The organism is Streptomyces sp. NPDC002779 (assembly GCF_042888685.1).
In the GTDB taxonomy this organism is placed as follows: domain Bacteria; phylum Actinomycetota; class Actinomycetes; order Streptomycetales; family Streptomycetaceae; genus Streptomyces.
The window spans coordinates 530,479-546,655 of sequence record NZ_JBIAQC010000004.1; the positions used below are offsets into that span (position 1 = coordinate 530,479).

Annotated in this window: 16 protein-coding genes and 1 pseudogene; 8 read left to right on the plus strand and 9 right to left on the minus strand. The window is 70.2% G+C overall.

What is annotated here, in order from left to right:
* Positions 1–106: 106 nt before the first annotated feature.
* Both trxB and ACFYW5_RS15160 read right to left on the minus strand, forming a co-directional pair.
* Entirely contained in the window at positions 107–1,096 is a 990-nt protein-coding gene (gene trxB, locus ACFYW5_RS15155; RefSeq protein ID WP_389417482.1) for a thioredoxin-disulfide reductase, read from the minus strand.
* 59 nt (positions 1,097–1,155) lie between these two features.
* Positions 1,156–1,575 (minus strand): arsenate reductase ArsC, encoded by a 420-nt coding sequence (locus tag ACFYW5_RS15160; RefSeq protein WP_389417416.1) that lies wholly within the window; start codon positions 1,573–1,575, stop codon positions 1,156–1,158.
* 131 nt (positions 1,576–1,706) lie between these two features.
* Between ACFYW5_RS15160 and ACFYW5_RS15165 the strand changes: the two genes are divergently transcribed.
* The 3 genes from ACFYW5_RS15165 to ACFYW5_RS15175 are packed head-to-tail and all read left to right on the plus strand — an operon-like array spanning position 1,707 to position 3,907.
* Complete coding sequence (locus ACFYW5_RS15165; RefSeq protein ID WP_389417417.1) at positions 1,707–2,021, plus strand: ArsR/SmtB family transcription factor; 315 nt, start codon at positions 1,707–1,709, stop codon at positions 2,019–2,021.
* A gap of 36 nt (positions 2,022–2,057) precedes the next feature.
* Complete coding sequence (locus tag ACFYW5_RS15170; RefSeq protein WP_389417418.1) at positions 2,058–2,849, plus strand: aquaporin; 792 nt, start codon at positions 2,058–2,060, stop codon at positions 2,847–2,849.
* The gene (locus ACFYW5_RS15175; protein ID WP_389417419.1) at positions 2,846–3,907 is read left to right on the plus strand and encodes an ArsO family NAD(P)H-dependent flavin-containing monooxygenase; all 1,062 of its coding nucleotides are present in this window, start codon (positions 2,846–2,848) and stop codon (positions 3,905–3,907) included. Before ACFYW5_RS15170 ends, ACFYW5_RS15175 begins: the two co-directional genes overlap by 4 nt.
* A 36-nt stretch (positions 3,908–3,943) precedes the next feature.
* Here ACFYW5_RS15175 and ACFYW5_RS15180 read toward each other — a convergent pair whose 3' ends face one another.
* On the minus strand, positions 3,944–4,309 hold the full coding sequence (locus ACFYW5_RS15180; protein ID WP_389417420.1) for an ArsR/SmtB family transcription factor: 366 nt from the start codon (positions 4,307–4,309) through the stop codon (positions 3,944–3,946).
* 192 nt (positions 4,310–4,501) lie between these two features.
* On the opposite strand from ACFYW5_RS15180, the gene ACFYW5_RS15185 reads away from it, so the two are divergent.
* From ACFYW5_RS15185 to ACFYW5_RS15195, 3 genes are all read left to right on the plus strand, one after another.
* A complete protein-coding gene (locus ACFYW5_RS15185) occupies positions 4,502–5,884 on the plus strand; it encodes an FAD-dependent oxidoreductase (protein WP_389417421.1) in 1,383 nt (460 codons plus the stop codon).
* A 68-nt stretch (positions 5,885–5,952) separates the two neighbouring features.
* Entirely contained in the window at positions 5,953–6,396 is a 444-nt protein-coding gene (locus ACFYW5_RS15190) for an ArsI/CadI family heavy metal resistance metalloenzyme (protein WP_389417422.1), read from the plus strand.
* 7 nt (positions 6,397–6,403) lie between these two features.
* Positions 6,404–7,657, plus strand: a complete 1,254-nt coding sequence (locus ACFYW5_RS15195; protein WP_389417423.1) for an MFS transporter — start codon at positions 6,404–6,406, stop codon at positions 7,655–7,657.
* Positions 7,658–7,709: 52 nt separating this feature from the next.
* Here ACFYW5_RS15195 and ACFYW5_RS15200 read toward each other — a convergent pair whose 3' ends face one another.
* The 3 genes from ACFYW5_RS15200 to ACFYW5_RS15210 all read right to left on the minus strand — a co-directional run bounded on the left by ACFYW5_RS15200 (position 7,710) and on the right by ACFYW5_RS15210 (position 10,438).
* Positions 7,710–8,504: an SDR family oxidoreductase gene (locus tag ACFYW5_RS15200; protein ID WP_389417424.1), complete on the minus strand. Its 795-nt coding sequence runs from the start codon at positions 8,502–8,504 to the stop codon at positions 7,710–7,712.
* Entirely contained in the window at positions 8,501–9,508 is a 1,008-nt protein-coding gene (locus ACFYW5_RS15205; RefSeq protein ID WP_389417425.1) for an NADP-dependent oxidoreductase, read from the minus strand. Before ACFYW5_RS15205 ends, ACFYW5_RS15200 begins: the two co-directional genes overlap by 4 nt.
* A gap of 435 nt (positions 9,509–9,943) precedes the next feature.
* Positions 9,944–10,438, minus strand: coding sequence for a DUF6415 family natural product biosynthesis protein (locus ACFYW5_RS15210; protein ID WP_389417483.1), 495 nt, complete (start codon positions 10,436–10,438; stop codon positions 9,944–9,946).
* A gap of 540 nt (positions 10,439–10,978) precedes the next feature.
* On the opposite strand from ACFYW5_RS15210, the gene ACFYW5_RS15215 reads away from it, so the two are divergent.
* Positions 10,979–11,104: a hypothetical protein gene (locus ACFYW5_RS15215; protein ID WP_389417490.1), complete on the plus strand. Its 126-nt coding sequence runs from the start codon at positions 10,979–10,981 to the stop codon at positions 11,102–11,104.
* Here the strand turns inward: ACFYW5_RS15215 and ACFYW5_RS15220 are convergent.
* Positions 11,060–11,209 (minus strand): annotated as a pseudogene (locus ACFYW5_RS15220) (helix-turn-helix domain-containing protein); the annotation flags it as partial. The gene ACFYW5_RS15215 and the pseudogene ACFYW5_RS15220 overlap by 45 nt on opposite strands.
* A gap of 107 nt (positions 11,210–11,316) precedes the next feature.
* Positions 11,317–11,958 (minus strand): HAD family hydrolase, encoded by a 642-nt coding sequence (locus ACFYW5_RS15225; protein ID WP_389417426.1) that lies wholly within the window; start codon positions 11,956–11,958, stop codon positions 11,317–11,319.
* Positions 11,959–12,289: 331 nt separating this feature from the next.
* Here ACFYW5_RS15225 and ACFYW5_RS15230 point away from each other — a divergent pair, with 331 nt between their 5' ends.
* Positions 12,290–14,131 (plus strand): TerD family protein, encoded by a 1,842-nt coding sequence (locus ACFYW5_RS15230; protein ID WP_389417427.1) that lies wholly within the window; start codon positions 12,290–12,292, stop codon positions 14,129–14,131.
* A gap of 60 nt (positions 14,132–14,191) precedes the next feature.
* On the opposite strand, the gene ACFYW5_RS15235 is transcribed toward ACFYW5_RS15230, so the two are convergent.
* Complete coding sequence (locus ACFYW5_RS15235) at positions 14,192–16,081, minus strand: ATP-binding cassette domain-containing protein (protein WP_389417428.1); 1,890 nt, start codon at positions 16,079–16,081, stop codon at positions 14,192–14,194.
* Positions 16,082–16,177: the final 96 nt, after the last annotated feature.

Sequence of the window (16,177 nt, forward strand, 5' to 3'; positions counted from 1 at the left end):
TCAGGTTGCCACGATCTGTCGCCACCTTTGGAACAAGGCACCGGGCGCCTGCCGAGGATTCGTCCGGTCCTCCTGAACGCGCTGTCTGCCGGGGCGGGGTCGGTGCTCAGGCGGCGACGTTCTCGAGGTCGCGTTCCCGCGCTGGCTCGGCTGTGGAGGCTTCCGTGTTGTCCGCACGGGCGGCGAGGAAGCGCTCGGCGTCCAGGGCGGCCTGGCAGCCGCCGGCGGCAGCGGTGATCGCCTGGCGGTAGGTGTGATCGACGACGTCGCCCGCGGCGAAGACGCCGGAGAGGTTCGTACGTGTCGACGGCGCGTGGACCTTCACGTACCCCTGCCCGTCCAGGTCCAGCTGCCCCTTGAACAGTTCGGTCCGCGGGTCGTGGCCGATCGCGATGAACAGGCCTGTCACGTCGAGGTCTCGAGTCGTGCCGCTGAAGACATCGCGCAGCACGACGCCGGCGAGCTTGCCGTCCTCCTCCTTGATCTCCGCGATCTCGCTGTCGAAGGTGAAGGAGATCTTGTCGTCGGAGAAGGCGCGATGCTGCATGACCTGTGAGGCCCGCAAGGTGGAGCGGCGGTGCACGACGGTCACGGAGCGGGCGAAGCGGGTGAGGAAGGTGGCCTCCTCCATGGCGGTGTCACCGCCGCCGACCACGACGATGTCGCGATCGCGGAAGAAGAAGCCGTCGCAGGTGGCGCACCAGGACACCCCCCGACCGGACAGCTCGTCCTCCCGGGGCAGGCCGAGCTTGCGGTACCCGGACCCGGTGGCGACGATGACGGCCTTCGCCCGGTGCACGGTGCCGGCGCTGTCGGTCACGGTCTTGATGTCGCCGCCGAGGTCGACCTCGATGATGTCGTCGTCGACCATCTCGGCGCCGAAGCGCACCGCCTGGGCCCGCATGTTCTCCATGAGGACCGGGCCGTCGATGCCGTCGGGGAAGCCGGGGAAGTTCTCCACCTCGGTGGTCGTCGTCAGCGCGCCGCCGACGAAGATGGCGCCCCCGAAGACGAGCGGCCTGAGTTCGGCACGGGCGGTGTAGAGGGCGGCGGTGTATCCGGCGGGGCCGGAGCCGATGACGATGACCTCGCGTATGCCGTCGCTGTCGGTGCTGTGGGTTCCGTCGGCTTTCTCGGCTGCCTCGGCCACTGGGGTCACGCCTCCTGCTTCGCGTCGATCTCGGCGATCAGGGCCTCGATGCGCGTCTTGATCTCGTCCCGGATGGGGCGGACGGCCTCCACACCCTTGCCCGCCGGGTCCTCCAGTGCCCAGTCGAGGTACGTCTTGCCGGGGAAGATCGGGCAGGCGTCCCCGCAGCCCATGGTGATGACGTAGTCGGACGCCTGGACGGCCTCGGTGGTCAGGATCTTCGGCTGGGCCGCGGAGATGTCGACGCCGACCTCCTTCATGGCCTCGACGGCGGCCGGGTTGACCTGGTCACCGGGGACGGAGCCGGCGGAGCGGACCTCGATCCGGTCGCCCGCGAGGTGGGTCAGGAATCCGGCGGCCATCTGGGAGCGCCCGGCATTGTGGACGCAGACGAACAACACGGAGGCGAGCGGGCTGGAGGACATGGGTTCTTCCTTCGTGAGCGGGTCGAGGGGGGATGTCGGCGGCCTGCACGACCTCGTCGGGTGTGGGGATGCGGGGCCCAGGATTCAGCTCGGGCTGGTATCAGCTCGGAGTGATGTGACAGTATCAGTCCATGATGACGTCAGTCGACACTGGTCTGATGCGGGTTCTCGCGGACCCGCTCCGCCTCCAGATCGTCACCCTGCTCGCCGAGGAGACACTCTGCAGCACCCACCTGATCGAGGAGACGGGAGCCAAGCAGACCAACCTCTCCAACCACCTCAAGGTGCTGCGCGAGGCCGGGGTCGTGGAGACCGAGCCCTGCGGCCGGTTCACCTACTACCGGCTCAAGCCCGACGTCATCGCCGCCCTCGCGGGTCAGTTCGCCGACCTGGCGGAGACCGCGCGCGCCACCGCCGAGAGCAACGTCAAGCGGTCCTGCCCCTGATCACCGTCCTTACGGCGACTGCATGAAGGAGTCCTGTTGACCGCCACCGAGGCCGCCGAGCACGACAGAGCCGGGGAGGCCCTCATACCCTCTCCCGCTTCCCGGCATGAGCCCCAGCCCGCGCCGGGTGCCACCCCACCCCGTACCCCACTGCCTTCCAGGGCCGCGGCCGAACTGCTCGGCATCGCTCTCCTGGTCGCCGTCGTGGTCGGCTCCGGCATTCAGGCGACCGAGCTGACGCAGGACGTCGGGCTGCAGTTGCTGGCCAACTCGATCGCCACCGTCTTCGGTCTCGGCATCCTGATCCTGCTGCTCGGCCCGGTGTCGGGCGCGCACTTCAACCCCGTCGTCACGCTGGCCGAGTGGTGGACGGCCCGACGGGGCGGCGACGGTGTCACGGCTCGCGAGGCCGCGGTGTACGTCCCCGCACAGGTCGTCGGCGCCATCGCGGGCGCGATCCTGGCGGACGCGATGTTCGGCAAGCCCTTGGTGGAGTGGTCGACGCACGACCGCTCGGCCGGCCATCTGCTGCTGGGTGAGGTGGTGGCCACCGCCGGTCTGATTCTGCTGATCTTCGGCCTGGCCCGCACGCACCAGCTGCGGTTCGCGCCGGTGGCCGTGGCCTCGTACATCGGCGCCGCGTACTGGTTCACGTCCTCGACCTCCTTCGCCAACCCGGCGGTGACGATCGGCCGTACCTTCAGCGACACCTTCGCGGGCATCGCACCGGGCTCGCTGCTGGGCTTCATCGGAGCTCAACTCGTGGGCGGGGCCGTCGGTCTGGCGCTGGTGGCGCTCATCTTCGTGCAGGGCCGGTCCGCTGAATGACCCTTGATGCGCAGGTGGTGGTGATCGGCGGCGGCCAGTCCGGCCTCGCCGCCGGATACCACCTGCGCCGCCTCGGCATCGACTTCGTCATCCTCGACGCCCAGGCGGCGTCGGGGGGTGCCTGGCAGCACACATGGGACTCGCTCCACCTCTTCTCGCCTGCCGCCTTCTCCTCTCTTCCGGGACGGCTCATGCCGCCGCAAGTCGGGGAGGAATACCCGCATGCCGAGCATGTGGTGACGTATCTGCGCGACTACGAGAAGCGTTACGAGCTCCCGATCGTGCGACCGGTGCGGGCGCTCGGTGTCCACCGGGACGGAGACCTTCTTCGCGTGGAGACCGACTCCGGCACCTGGCGCGCCCGCGCCGTGATCAGCGCGACCGGCACGTGGTGGCGCCCTTTCCTCCCCGCCGTACCAGGGCGTGGCGTGTTCGAGGGGCGCCAGGTGCACACGGTGGAGTACCGCGGTCCGCGTGACTTCGCCGGGCAGCGCGTCGTGGTGGTCGGCGGCGGCAACTCCGGCGCTCAGATCGCCGCCGACCTGGCCTCCGGCACCGAGCTGACCTGGGCCACCCAGCGACCGCCCCGCTATCTGGCCGACGACATCGACGGCCGTGCCCTGTTCGACGCGGCCACCGCCCGCCGCCGCGCCCTCGACGAGGGGCGCCCGGACACCGGCGGCGTGGCGTCGCTGGGCGACATCGTCGCCGTACCCCCTGTGCGCGAGGCGCGGGATCGAGGGCTGCTCAAGGCGAGCCCGATGTTCGCCAGACTGGTGGCCGGTGGCGTCGAGTGGGCCGACGGCACCCGAGCCGAGGCCGACGCGATCATCTGGTGCACGGGCTTCCGGCCCGCACTGTCCCACCTGGCCCCACTGCACCTTCGGGGCCGCCGCGGTCACATCGCCACGGAGGGCACCCGCGCGGTGGACGAGCCGCGCCTGCACCTGCTCGGCTACGGCGACTGGACCGGACCTGCCTCCGCGACCCTGATCGGCGTCGGCCGCACTGCCCGCGAGGCCGCGCGTCAGATCGCACACCGTCTTCGCCCTGCGTAGGCGGTCGAACCCGCAGGGCAGGGCGGCTCGGTGCGCTCAGGTGCGCAGGTCGAGCATGGCGGACATCGCGGCGACCACGGGCGGGGCGACCTGGTAGTAGACCCAGGTCCCGCGCCGCTCGCTCGTGAGGAGGCCGGCTTCGCGCAGCTTCTTCAGGTGGTGGGAGACGGTCGGCTGGGAGACGCCGACGTCCGAGATGTCGCAGACGCACGCCTCGCCGCCCGCGGACGAGGCGACCTTGGAGAACAGGCGCAGCCGCACCGGGTCGGACAGTGCCTTGAACATCGCGGCCATCTTCTCCGCGTCTGCCTGCGACAGTTCCCCGGCGGTGATCGGCGGACAGCACGGCACCGCCGTCCCGGTGTCCAGGACGGGAAGCTCGACAACCTCTGACTTCGACATGCGTCTATGTTGACACTCGTCGATGCGAGTGGCAAGCTCCAGGCAACGACAGACATCGACAGACATCGAAACAGGGAGTCGGCGTAGGTCCGCGACGCCTCCTGCCGGGCCATGACCCACCGCCGGCGCACGTAATCCCCTTACTCCTTCGCCCGCTGATCCCGCCCCACCCACTCAGGGAGATCGACCACCATGAGCGAGCAGCACCTCCCCGTCGTCGTCATCGGAGCCGGTCCCACCGGCCTGGCCGCGGCCGCCCACCTTGTCGAGCGCGGCATCGAGCCCCTGGTCCTGGAAGCCGGACCGGCCGCCGCGGCCGCGGTCCGCGAGTGGCGCCATGTGCGTCTGTTCTCCACCTGGGGCGAGCTCACCGACCCGGCCGCCGAGAAGCTGCTCGCCCCCACGGGCTGGAGCAAGCCGGATGTCACCGATTACCCGACCGGGGGCGACTGGGCCGAGCGCTACCTGCAGCCCCTGGCCGACGTCCTCGGCCGGCGCGTCCGCTACGGCACCCGCGTCACCGGCGTCTCCCGCACCGGACGCGACCGCATCGTCGACGCCGACCGCGAGAGCCAGCCCTTCGTCGTGCACGTCACCACCGCCGACGGCCGTGAGGAACGCCTCTTCGCGCGCGCCGTCATCGACGCCTCCGGCACCTGGAACACTCCCAGTCCGGCCGGGGCCAGCGGCCTGCCCGCCCTCGGCGAGAAGGGGGCCGCGGACCGCATCACCTACCGCGTGCCCGACCTCGAGGACCCTGCCGTACGCGCCCGTTACGCAGGCAAGCGCACCGCCGTCATCGGCTCCGGTGCCTCCGCCTTCACCGCGCTCGCCACCCTCGCCGATGTCGCTCAGGAGGAGCCCGGCACCCACGCGGTGTGGGTGCTGCGCCGAGGCATCGGCGGCGACACCTTCGGCGGTGGAGAGAGCGACCAGCTGCCCGCCCGCGGCGCCCTGGGCCTGGCCGCGAAGGCAGCCGTCGACAACGGCTACGCCGACGCCGTCACCGGTTTCCGCACCGAAGCCTTCGACCGCGCGGAGGACGGACGGCTCATCCTGGTCGGGGAGGACGGCCGACGCCTCGACCCCGTCGACGAAGTCATCGTGCTCACCGGCCTGCGCCCCGACCTGTCCTTCCTCTCGGAGATCCGCCTCGGCCTGGACGAACGCCTCCAGGCACCCGTCGAGCTGGCCCCGCTGATCGATCCCAACCAGCACTCCTGCGGCACCGTCTACCCGCACGGCCACGCGGAACTGTCCCACCCCGAGCCCGGCATCTACCTCGTCGGCATGAAGTCCTACGGCCGCGCTCCCACCTTTCTCGCCCTGACCGGCTACGAGCAGGTTCGCTCCGTCACCGCCGCCATCGCAGGCGACCTGGAGTCCGCCGACCGAGTCGAACTCACCCTTCCCGAAACGGGCGTGTGCGGCGGCGCGGGCATCTTCGACGACCCGGCCGCCGAACAGAGCGACGGCGGCGGCTGCTGCGCCCCGGCACCGCAACTCGTACCGCTCGGCATCGGCGCCCCGGTCACAGCCGCGGCCGGCGACACGCCCTCGGCCGGCGGCTGCTGAACCTGAACCCCGGGCGCCCCAGCCCGACTTGGCCGGGGCGCCTCCACTCCCACGGCAGGAGGACCGTCATGTCCCGAGTGCAGCTCGCCCTTCGCGTCCCCGATCTCGAGGCCGCGATCGCCTTCTACAGCAAGCTGTTCGGCACCGAACCCGCCAAAGTACGCGACGGCTACGCGAACTTCGCCATCGCCGAGCCCCCGCTGAAGCTCGTCCTGATCCAGGGCACGCCGGGGGAGGACACGCGCATGGATCACCTCGGCGTCGAAGTCGACTCCTCCGAAGCCGTCCACGCCGCGGCCACCCGCCTCGCGGAGCAGGGCCTGGCGACGGACGTGGAGAACGACACCGCCTGCTGCTACGCCCTGCAGGACAAGGTGTGGGTGCACGGGCCCGGCCAGGAACCGTGGGAGGTCTACGTCGTCAAGGCCGACGCCGACACCCTGGCCAAGCAGAAGGACAGCACCTGCTGCGCCACCGCGGCCCAGCCGGCCGCGGCCGGTAGCTGCTGCTGACCGCGCCATGGCCGACGTGCACCCCGGCAAGGCCGCGACCGGTACGGGGGACCGGTCGCGGCCTCGCGCCGCCCTGCCCGCCCTGTGCGCCACCCAGATCACCAGCTGGGGCATCGTCTACTACGCCTTCCCGGTGCTCAATCCGCAGATCAACGCGGCCACCGGCTGGCCGGTCGGGGCGACCACGGCAGCCTTCTCCACCGCCCTGCTCGTCTCCGCGTTCACCGGTATACGGGTCGGCCGGATCATCGACCGCAGCGGCCCACGCGCCGTGATGACCGCCGGTTCGGTCCTCGCCGTCCTCAGCATCCTCATCGTGGCGGCCGCGCCGAACCTGGCCGTCTTCACCGCGGGCTGGCTGCTCGCCGGGATGTCGATGGCAGCCACCTTCTACCAATCCGCCTTCGCCGCCCTGACCCGGTGGTGGGCCCCCGACCCCATCCGCGCACTCACCCTCGTCACACTGGCCGGCGGCCTTGCCTCCACCGTCTTCGCGCCCCTCACCGCGGCGCTCGCCGACCACATGTCCTGGCGGGCGACGTACGCCGTCCTGGCCGTCGTCCTCGCCGCTGTGACCATCCCGGCCCACCTGCTCGCACTGAACGCCCCCTGGCCCCCCGCGCCGCAAGCGTCCGCCCACATCACCGGCGGCGCGGACGCGGTGGCCCGCAGCAGGCCGTTCTGGCTGCTGGCGGCCGCACTGACCCTCTCCGCGTTCAGCATCTCCGCCGTTGTCGTCGCCCTGGTCCCGCTCCTGCTCGAACGCGGCTTCACCACCAGCGAGGCCGCCTGGGCCCTGGGCCTCGGAGGCGCCGGCCAGACCCTCGGCCGCACCCTGTACGGGGCCCTGGCGCGCCGTACCCGGCCCACCGCTCGCACGGTCACGCTCATCGGCCTGGGCGGTCTCACCACAGCTGCCCTGGCCCTCGTCCCCGGCCCCTACGCCCTGCTGGCCGCGTTGTCGGTCGCGGCCGGCATGGTCCGCGGCAACATCACCCTCCTCCAGGCCACCGCGATCACCGACCGCTGGGGAACCGCCCACTACGGCCGTCTGTCCGGGCTCCTCGCGGCACCCGCGACCGCGGCTTCCGCCCTCGCCCCGTTCGCCGGGGCCGCCCTGTCCGCACCGCTGGGGGGATATCCCCAACTCTTCGGACTGCTGGCCGGCCTTTCCCTGCTGGCCTCACTCATCGGTCTCGGCACGGCCGTGCGGCGTGAGCGCGACCCCAGCTTGCGCGGTGCGCCCACGCGGGCGCTGTAGGACGACGACCGGAACGCACCCTGGCCTGCGTTCCGTGACGGCGCCAACTCCCTCAGGCGGCAGCAGACTTCCCTGGACCGGGGACGCTGCGGAAGCGGAAGGGTTCCGGTTCGCGGTCCGGCTGGATGAACCAGCACTCGCCCGTTCCGTCGCCGGTGACGATCCGCAGCACCGTGTCGGCCACGACCTCCGCCGGAATGACGGGCAGGCCTTGCGCGCTCAACATGTCGCGCAGCCGGTCGATGATCCGCGACTCGGCGAACCCCGGGCAGACCGCGTTGAAGCGCACGTTGTCCGGTGCGAGAGCGGGCCCCAGCGAGCGGGCGAGTCCGACGACCGCGTGCTTGTTCGCCGCGTACAGCGGGTCCAGCGGTACGGCCGTCAGTCCCGCGAGGGAGGCGGTCGCCACGATCGCGCCTCCGCCGCGGGCCCGCAGCGCCGGGAGCACCGCATGAGTGCCGTAGACCACGCCGTCGAGGTTGGCGCCCATCGCCCGGCGGTAGCGCGCGGGGTCGAAGTCGTCGCCGACGCCGCATCCGGTCGCCACGCCCGCGTTGAGCAGCGCGATGTCGACACCGCCGTACCGCTCCTGGGCGAACTCCACGAGTGCACGGTTGGCGTCGAGGTCGGAGACGTCACAGGCGCGGAAGGCCCCGCCGACCAGGTCGGCCACCTCCTGCCCGGCCCCGGCGTCCAGGTCCGCGACGACCACCCGCGCCCCGGCCTTGCCCAGCGCGAGCGCCATGGCGCGGCCGAGGCCACTGGCACCGCCGGTGACGATCGCCACCTTGCCCGCGAGCGCGGCGCTGTCCGGCTGCCCCTCCCGGGGGCTGTGGGAGGCGGTCACGCCAGCTCCAGCACGAGCTTGCCGACGTTCTCGCCGCGGAAGAGCATCTGCAGTGTCTGAGGAAAGTCGTCGACGGTGCCCCGGACCACGTGTTCCTTGACCTTGACCTGGCCGTCCGCGATCCAGGCGGAGATGTCCTGCGCGGCCTTGGCGTACTGCTTGGCGTAGTCGAAGACGACGAAGCCCTCCATGCGGGCCCGACGCACCAGCAGCGTCAGGTAGTTGGAGGGGCCCTGGACGGGGGTGGCGTTGTTGTACTGGCTGATCGCGCCGCAGACCACGACACGCGCGTGCATCGCCAACCGGGTCAGGGCGGCATCCAGGATGTCCCCTCCGACGTTGTCGAAGTAGACGTCGATGCCGTCGGGGGCTTCCCGGCGCAGTGCCTTGCGCACATCCTCGGCGCGATAGTCGATCGCCGCGTCGAAGCCCAGTTCGCCGGTGAGCAGTCGGCACTTCTCCGGTCCTCCGGCGATGCCGACGACCCGACAGCCCTTGGCCTTCGCGATCTGTCCCACCATGGTGCCGACCGCGCCTGCCGCCCCGGAGACCACGACGGTCTCGCCGTCCTTGAGCGCTCCGACGTCGAGGAGCCCGAAGTAGGCGGTCATGCCGGGCATCCCGAGCGCACCGAGGTAGGTGGAGGGCGGCGCGAGGGACGTGTCGATCTTCAGGGCGCCCTTGCCGTCGGAGACCACGTACTCCTGGACGCCGAACGTGCCGACCACGTGATCACCCGGCTGGTAGTCCGGGTGGTTCGAGGCGGTGACCTCGACGACCGACCCGGCGCGCATCACTTCACCGATGCCGACCGGGGGGAGGTAAGAGGGACGGTCGTCCAGCCAGCCGCGCATGGCCGGGTCGAGGGATATGACGCGTGTCCGGCCCGCGAACTGGCCCGGACCGGGTTCCTGGACGGGCTCGGAACTGTGCTCCCAGTCCTCGGGTTTCACGTCACCGAGGGGACGGGCTGCCAGGCGGATCTGGCGGTTGGTCGCAGACATCACGGCTCCTGTCGTTCGCGGTCTAGGGTGAGGGTACCGACCGGTAGGTATGTGGAGGCTAGTGACATGCGTCACTCGGGGGTGTGGCGGCGTCGACCGTGACCGCGTTCAAGCGGGCCGTCCCCGCGGCCGATGCACCGAGGAGCCTGGCGCACAGTGCGGTCGGCGGGCCCGACTAGGTCGCCCAGAGCCGGTGAGGGTTGTGGGGTTCTGCCCCGTTGTCGTCAGGTACGGATCCACTGGTGCGGGCACACTCGTCCACGGTCAAGCCTGCTCCGAGGCTCGACCTGTCGAGGATTGAGGCTCGGAGCAGGCATTTTCGCACTCGTCCCGCTCTCGGCTTCCGGGCCTTGGACGGGACGGGCGTTCGTGGGGTGCGACCCTGTCCCGATTCGGTCGCCGTAGGCCCCGTTTACGCCGGGGAGGCGCCGTTGGTCAGCGGATGCGGACGGTGTTGGCGCAGCGTTCGTGGATTCGGCCGGAGACGGCCGCGCCTCCGGACTGGCTGCCGTGGTCGAACAGGCGGGTCGTCTCGCCCGGCTTGAGGGGTTGGTCGCAGGCCAGGCATACGCGGACGCCGGTGAGCGTCTCGTAGTGGTCGCACAGCGCCATGAGTGATCGGCCGAGTCTGCGTACGTGCGCTACGGCGTCGTAGGGCCTCAGTCCGGGGCGGGCGGCCAGTTTCCTACGGGCTTCGCCCACCGAGACGAGCGCGCAGTAGCGCGGGACGTCGTCGGCGGGCAACCCTGCGGCGGCCTGCTCGATCTCCGGGATGAGCAGCTGCATGTGGCCGCACAGCAGGCCAGTCAGCGTTTCCACTGTGGTGAGGTCGACGGGGGTCACGTCCGGCGGGAGCACTTGGGCGACAGTGGCGCGCATCGTTGCGACGTCCACCGGTAGGGTGCCCGTCGCGTCGCGAGTCTGCGTCACGACTCCACCTCGGCTACCCGGTCGGCGAGCGCACTCGCCTCGACGAGGTGCGTGACGGCCGCTGAAGCATGCTGTGCCCGGCCCGCGATGACGGCAGCGCGCATGTGGAGAGCACCTCTTGCTGCGATCTCCGGCGTAGCGACGGCAGCGGGGGCGGTGTCCAGTGCTTGTTCCAGGGCGCGCAGCCCGGCCGCATGGGCGCGGGCCGCGAAGAAGGTTTATGAGTTCGACGAGACGAGCGGAGAGGTCGTGCGCACGGAACTTGTAGGCAACAGCGTCAGCTGAGCGGTACGCCCCCACCAGGAGGCCGGCCAGTTCCGCCCGCTTGTCAGCGGGCGCAGCGTGATAGGCGCGAGCAAGGTCGCCGAGCAAGTCGGGCAACTTGCGAGCAATTCGCGTGTACTGAGCGGACAGTCGCCAGCGGGCGGCCTCCGCGACTGCCGTGCCCAGTTCGTCGGTGGGACGAACCGGCCCGTCGTCCGGGACGTCATACGTGGCGATCGCCGCGGAGAGCGCGGGCAGCGCCTCACGCACGCGCGTGTGAGCCGCTCCACGGTCGGCGCGCAGGCGCGCAGGATCGACGCCGAGGGCGTCCGCAACGGCGTCCAGGGTGGTGTCACTGACACCGCGCTCACCACGTTCGATCTTGCGGATGGTGCCGAGTGAGACGCAGGCCCTGTCGGCGAGATGTTTCTGCGTCATCTTGGGGCGCATGACGCTTCGGTAGTAGGCGATCCGGGCACCTACTCCGCCCTTGCTCGGCGCGGGCATGCTGACTCCAGTTCAATGCTTGCCACTCGAAACCGTATCTGTGTTTCGGCGGGGTTTGTACACGAACGGTCTCACCAGCACATGCCGATGGGGCCATGTCACTCCGGTCAGAGCTGCGCGATCTCAACGAGCTGGGTCAGATTGTGGATTCGCCAGTCCGCCGCCGCCTCAACCTCCGGATCGGACGCCCAGAGGTGCCCCCACGGGCCGCGGCGCAGGTGTGCCACGCGCAAGCCGGCTGCCTTCGCCGGGAAGACATCGTTCGTCGGGTGGTCGCCGACGTACAGGGTCTGCTCCGGCGCAGCTTGCGCCACATCCATCACACGCTGGAAGAACTCCGGCTGCGGTTTTGCCACTCCCCATTCCCCCGAGGTCGCGATGAGATCAGCCGGAAGCGCCAGGCTGCGCAGCAGCTCGGCCGCGCGACGCGTCTGATTTCCCGCGATGACGACGCGTACACCAGCCTGCTGGAGCGCGGACAGTGCCGGGCGGACGTCGTCGTACAGGTCGCTCTCCTCAAGCCGTTCACCACGGCCGGCAGCTTCGCGGGCGTGGTACTCGGCGGCGATGTCGATGCCCGGCCGCGCGAGCAGGAGCGCCTCGGCGTTGTCGTGGCCTTGGGCGACAACCGCCCCAACGAGGGCGGAGAGGGTGTGCCGGGGGACGCTCAGCCAGTCGGCCCACGCAGCCCAATAGCGGTCGTCACGGGTGATCGTCTCGCCGACATCCAACACGATGGTCTCAATCACCCTGGGAGCCTAGGGCTTTGCGGCCCTTGTTCAGCTTTGGCCTCAGGAACTGGATCGGAGGCGCAGGGGGCGATCGAGGATTTGTTGACGAAGGTCCGGTTCTGGAAGACCGCGACGAAGCGTCGGCCGGTCGGCACCGACTTGATGATCGCTGCTTCCGAAGCCACCTTGGTGCCGTTGTTCGCCGTCCCCAACGCCCCCTGAGAGCGTCGTGCCGAACGCTGTGAGCGTTCCATCCCAAACGGTGCCCGATGCGTGCGAAAATTCCGTCGGTCGATGATCACCGTGGAGAGGGCGTACCGCCCACCACGCCGGGGGAGGGGAACCTCGTATGGTCCTGCTGTCGTCGCATCCGCAGTGGCCCAGCCTTCCCGACTATTTCCACGAATGGGCGCTGGTGGACGTGGAGACTTCCGGGTTGAGACCCGGCAAGGACCGCGTGCTGTCCCTGGCGATCCTTACGCTGGACGCACATGGCAACCAGACAGGGGAGTTCGTCACCCTCCTCAACCCGGGCTGTGATCCAGGCCCGGTGCACATCCACGGTCTCACTCCCGCCCGTCTTGCCGGGGCCCCCACCTTCGAGGAGATCGCGCCGCAGGTGGGGGCCCTGCTCAGTGGCCGTGTGCTGGTGGCTCACAACGCGCAGTTCGACTACGACTTCCTGGCCCATGAGTTCGCCCACGTCCGTTCCTGGGTGCCGGTCAGCAGGCGGCTGTGCACGCTGACACTCAACCGTCTGGTCGGGCCTGCGACGCCTGATCTCAAGCTGGGCACGCTCGCCGCGCACTATGGGGTGCGTCAGGAGCGTGCCCACGACGCGCGGGACGACGTACAAGTGCTCTCCGGCATCCTGCGCTGTTCCCTGGGCGCTGCCGAGCGACTGGGGCTGTCCCTGCCGCTCCTGGAGTGTCCGCCCCGCCAGGACCACAAGCCGTACGTCCCCAAGACGCCGTGCCCATACCGCAATCCGGGGCGCCTCACACCGGGTGGGTCCCTGGTGCAGGGTATGAAGGTCGCCATCACTGGGGAAACCCAGTTCTCCCGCGAGGAGTTGGTCGCCCGCTCGGTGGCAGCCGGACTGAACATGATGACCTCGGTAAGCGGTCAGACGAGCGTCGTCGTCACCAACGACCCGAGCGCCGGGTCCGGGAAGCTGCGTCGCGCCGCGGACGAAGGCGTCCCGCTCGTCGATGAGCCGACCTTCGTGCGGCTTCTGGAGAGTGTGCTGCCCGGCCAGGCCAAGGGCATCGCCGGGCCGCGTCGGGCGGTGCAGTCGCCAGCAGGCGCGCCTCCTCTGCCTGCACCGGCGCCCCCTGTCCCGGCTCAGCGGACTGTTGCAACTACCCCATCCACTGTTACGGCGGGCCTGTCACTCACCGGGCGCAGAGTCCTGGTGGTGGGCGGCACCCACGACGAGGCTGCCGCGACACGGGCGCGTGCGGTCGCCCTAGGAGCCTCCGCGGCCGTCAACCTCTCGGCCAGCGTGTCCGACGTCGTCGTCCTGCCCGGTGGCGAAGCGGACCGGCGGATGGACCGCATCGCTGATCTCGGTCTGCGTGTCCACGACGCCAACTGGCTCCTCGCACCCACAGCTGCGCAGTCGTCCGCACCGGCGCAGGGCGCGGCCGAAGTGCAGCCGGACACGGCACGGGTCTTGGTCCGAGGGGGCGTCATCGGTCTGCCCGACACCGGTATGGCGTGGACAGTGGCCGCCACCTGGCGTCAGCGGACCACTTGTGAGGTGGACGTCGTGGCTTTCACGGTCGACGCTCACGAACAGGTGCCAGGGGACGAGGACTTCGTCTTCTACGGCGCACCCGAGCACCCCGACGGCACCGTACGGCTCGCCACGGACGGTCCGACGGAGCAGGCCGTCACCGTCGACCTGGAGCGCTTGCCCTTGGAAATCCGACGGGTCGTGATCGCCGCCGCGATCGACGGTGCCGCGACCTTCGCGGATGTCGGAGCCATCGAGATCACCGCCACCTGCGGTATCGGTGCGGCCCCGACCGTCCGAGCCACCCTCGATGCAGCCACCACCGAGCGCACCATGGTTCTCGCCGAGATCTACCGCCGAGGACAAGGCTGGCGACTGCGTGCCGTCGGGCAGGGCTACGACCATGGTTTGGCCGATCTTGCTCGCGGCTATGGCGTGGAGGTCGCTGAATAGCTGGTAGTTCCCCTCCGACGGCACGGATCGAGTGCGGATACTGACCGCTGCGCGGACAGGTCAGCGGTCCTTGGACAGTTCCAGCAGCTCGGCGAACGTTCCGCCGCCGTGGACGAGGTCGTCGTAGCTGCCCTGTTCCGTGATGCGGCCGTGTTCCATCACGATGATGTGGTCCGCGATCTTGGTGTTCTCCAGGCGGTGGGTGACCACGATGGTGATGCGGTCGGCGGCGATGGCCTTGATCTGTTCGAAGATGCCGTGTTCCCCGCGCGGGTCCATCTGTGAGGTGGGCTCGTCGAGGATCAGCAGCTCGGGCTTGCGGTACAGGGCCCGGGAACAGGCGACGCGCTGCCACAGGCCGCCGGAGAGTTCCGATCCGCCGAAGACATCGCGGGCCAGCAGCGTGTCCAGGCCCGCGGGCAGGTCGTCGATGGCCTCACGCAGGCCGACGGCGTCGACGGCCTCCCACACCGGTCCGTCGTCGTGGGTGCAGGGCTGGCCGAGGGTGATGTTCTCCCTGACGCGCAGGGGCCACTGCGCGAAGATCTGCGGCACCAGGCCTGTGTTCGCCCACACCGTGGCGGGGGCGACGGTGGCGAGGTCCGTGCCGTTCCACGTCACCCTGCCCTTGTCCGGGAGGTAGATCCCGGTGAGCAGCCGGGTGAGGGTCGACTTGCCGGAACCGTTCGCTCCGACGATCGCGAGGATCTCGCCGCGCCGCAGCGTCAGGGACACGCCGGCCACCGCGGGCTTGTCCTTGCCCGGGTACTGGTAGACGACTTCGTGGAGGGCGATTTCCTCGACCGGGGCGGCCACGGACTCGGGACCCCGCCTGGGTGCGCGCGCCGTGGCATCGTCGAGGAAGGACTGCATGTCACCGAGGTAGAGGCTGGTGTGGAAGACGGCGGCGCCGTTGATGACGACCTGGGACAGGGCGGCCAGCGTGGTCTGTACCGCCACGACAGCGGTGGCGGCGACCGCGAGGTCGATACGTCCGCTCACGGCGAGCCAGGCCAGCGCTCCCCAGACGGTGACGAGGAAGAAGCCGCCGGCCAGCGAGGACAGCAGAGAGATCCGCAAGGTGCGCGGCGCGGCGGCGAGGGTACGGCGGTCGCAGCGGTCGGACAGGGCGCGGTACCAGTAGATCAAGTAGTCCGTCATCGAGTTGGCGCGGACCTCGTCGCCGTACCTCGATGTGGTGGCCCACCAGCGCATCATGCCGCGGACGTTGCGGTCGGCCACATTGGCGTAGTGGGTCTCGTAGTCCACCCGGGCGGTGAGCACGGCACCGACGCCGGCCGGGAGCACGGCGAGCAACAGCAGCGGCAGCATCAGCACGTTCAGCACCGACAGAACGCTGCCGGCGGTGATCATGCGGATCAGTGCCGACATGAAGTACTGGGCATCGCTGACCATCACCAGCGTGCGGATCGTCCCCATTTCGGCGGCCTCCTGCCGATCCGAGAAGCCGTCCACGGCATACGCGGCGGCCTCGACCCGGCACACCGCCTCGACCAGGGCGCTGTCCGTCTCCGTGGCCAGCCGGGGAGTGATCCGCCGCTCGGCGTACATGGCCACCGAGCCGACGGCCCGGCCGAGCGCGGCCGCCAGGGCCACCACCAGGAGTGCGGGCAGGGCACTACGCAGCCGGTCGGCGACGGCGTCGTCGGAGAGGATCGGTTGCATGGCCTCGGCGGTCGCGGTCAGCAGGACGGCTGCCGAGACGCCGGTCAGCACCTGGCAGCCCAACAGCAGCTGCACTGCCCGCCGGTCGGTCCGCCATGACAGCCGGGCGATCCTGCGCAGCACCTTGGGGATCTGCGCGCACATCCGCCGGAACGACACCTCGGCCAGCGGGTTGACGGAGTACTGCCCGCTGTAGGTGATCTCCGTCGGCGGAGGAAACGGTGGTGCGGTGTCCTGCTGCTTGTGGGTCTCGGCCGAGCTCAACGTAGTTCCCCCTCAGTCGCAGCTGCTTTACGAGGCTCAACGACTCCGCCAGGTTTTCGAACACCTGTGTTTCGGACGGACCGTGAACCCTGCGGT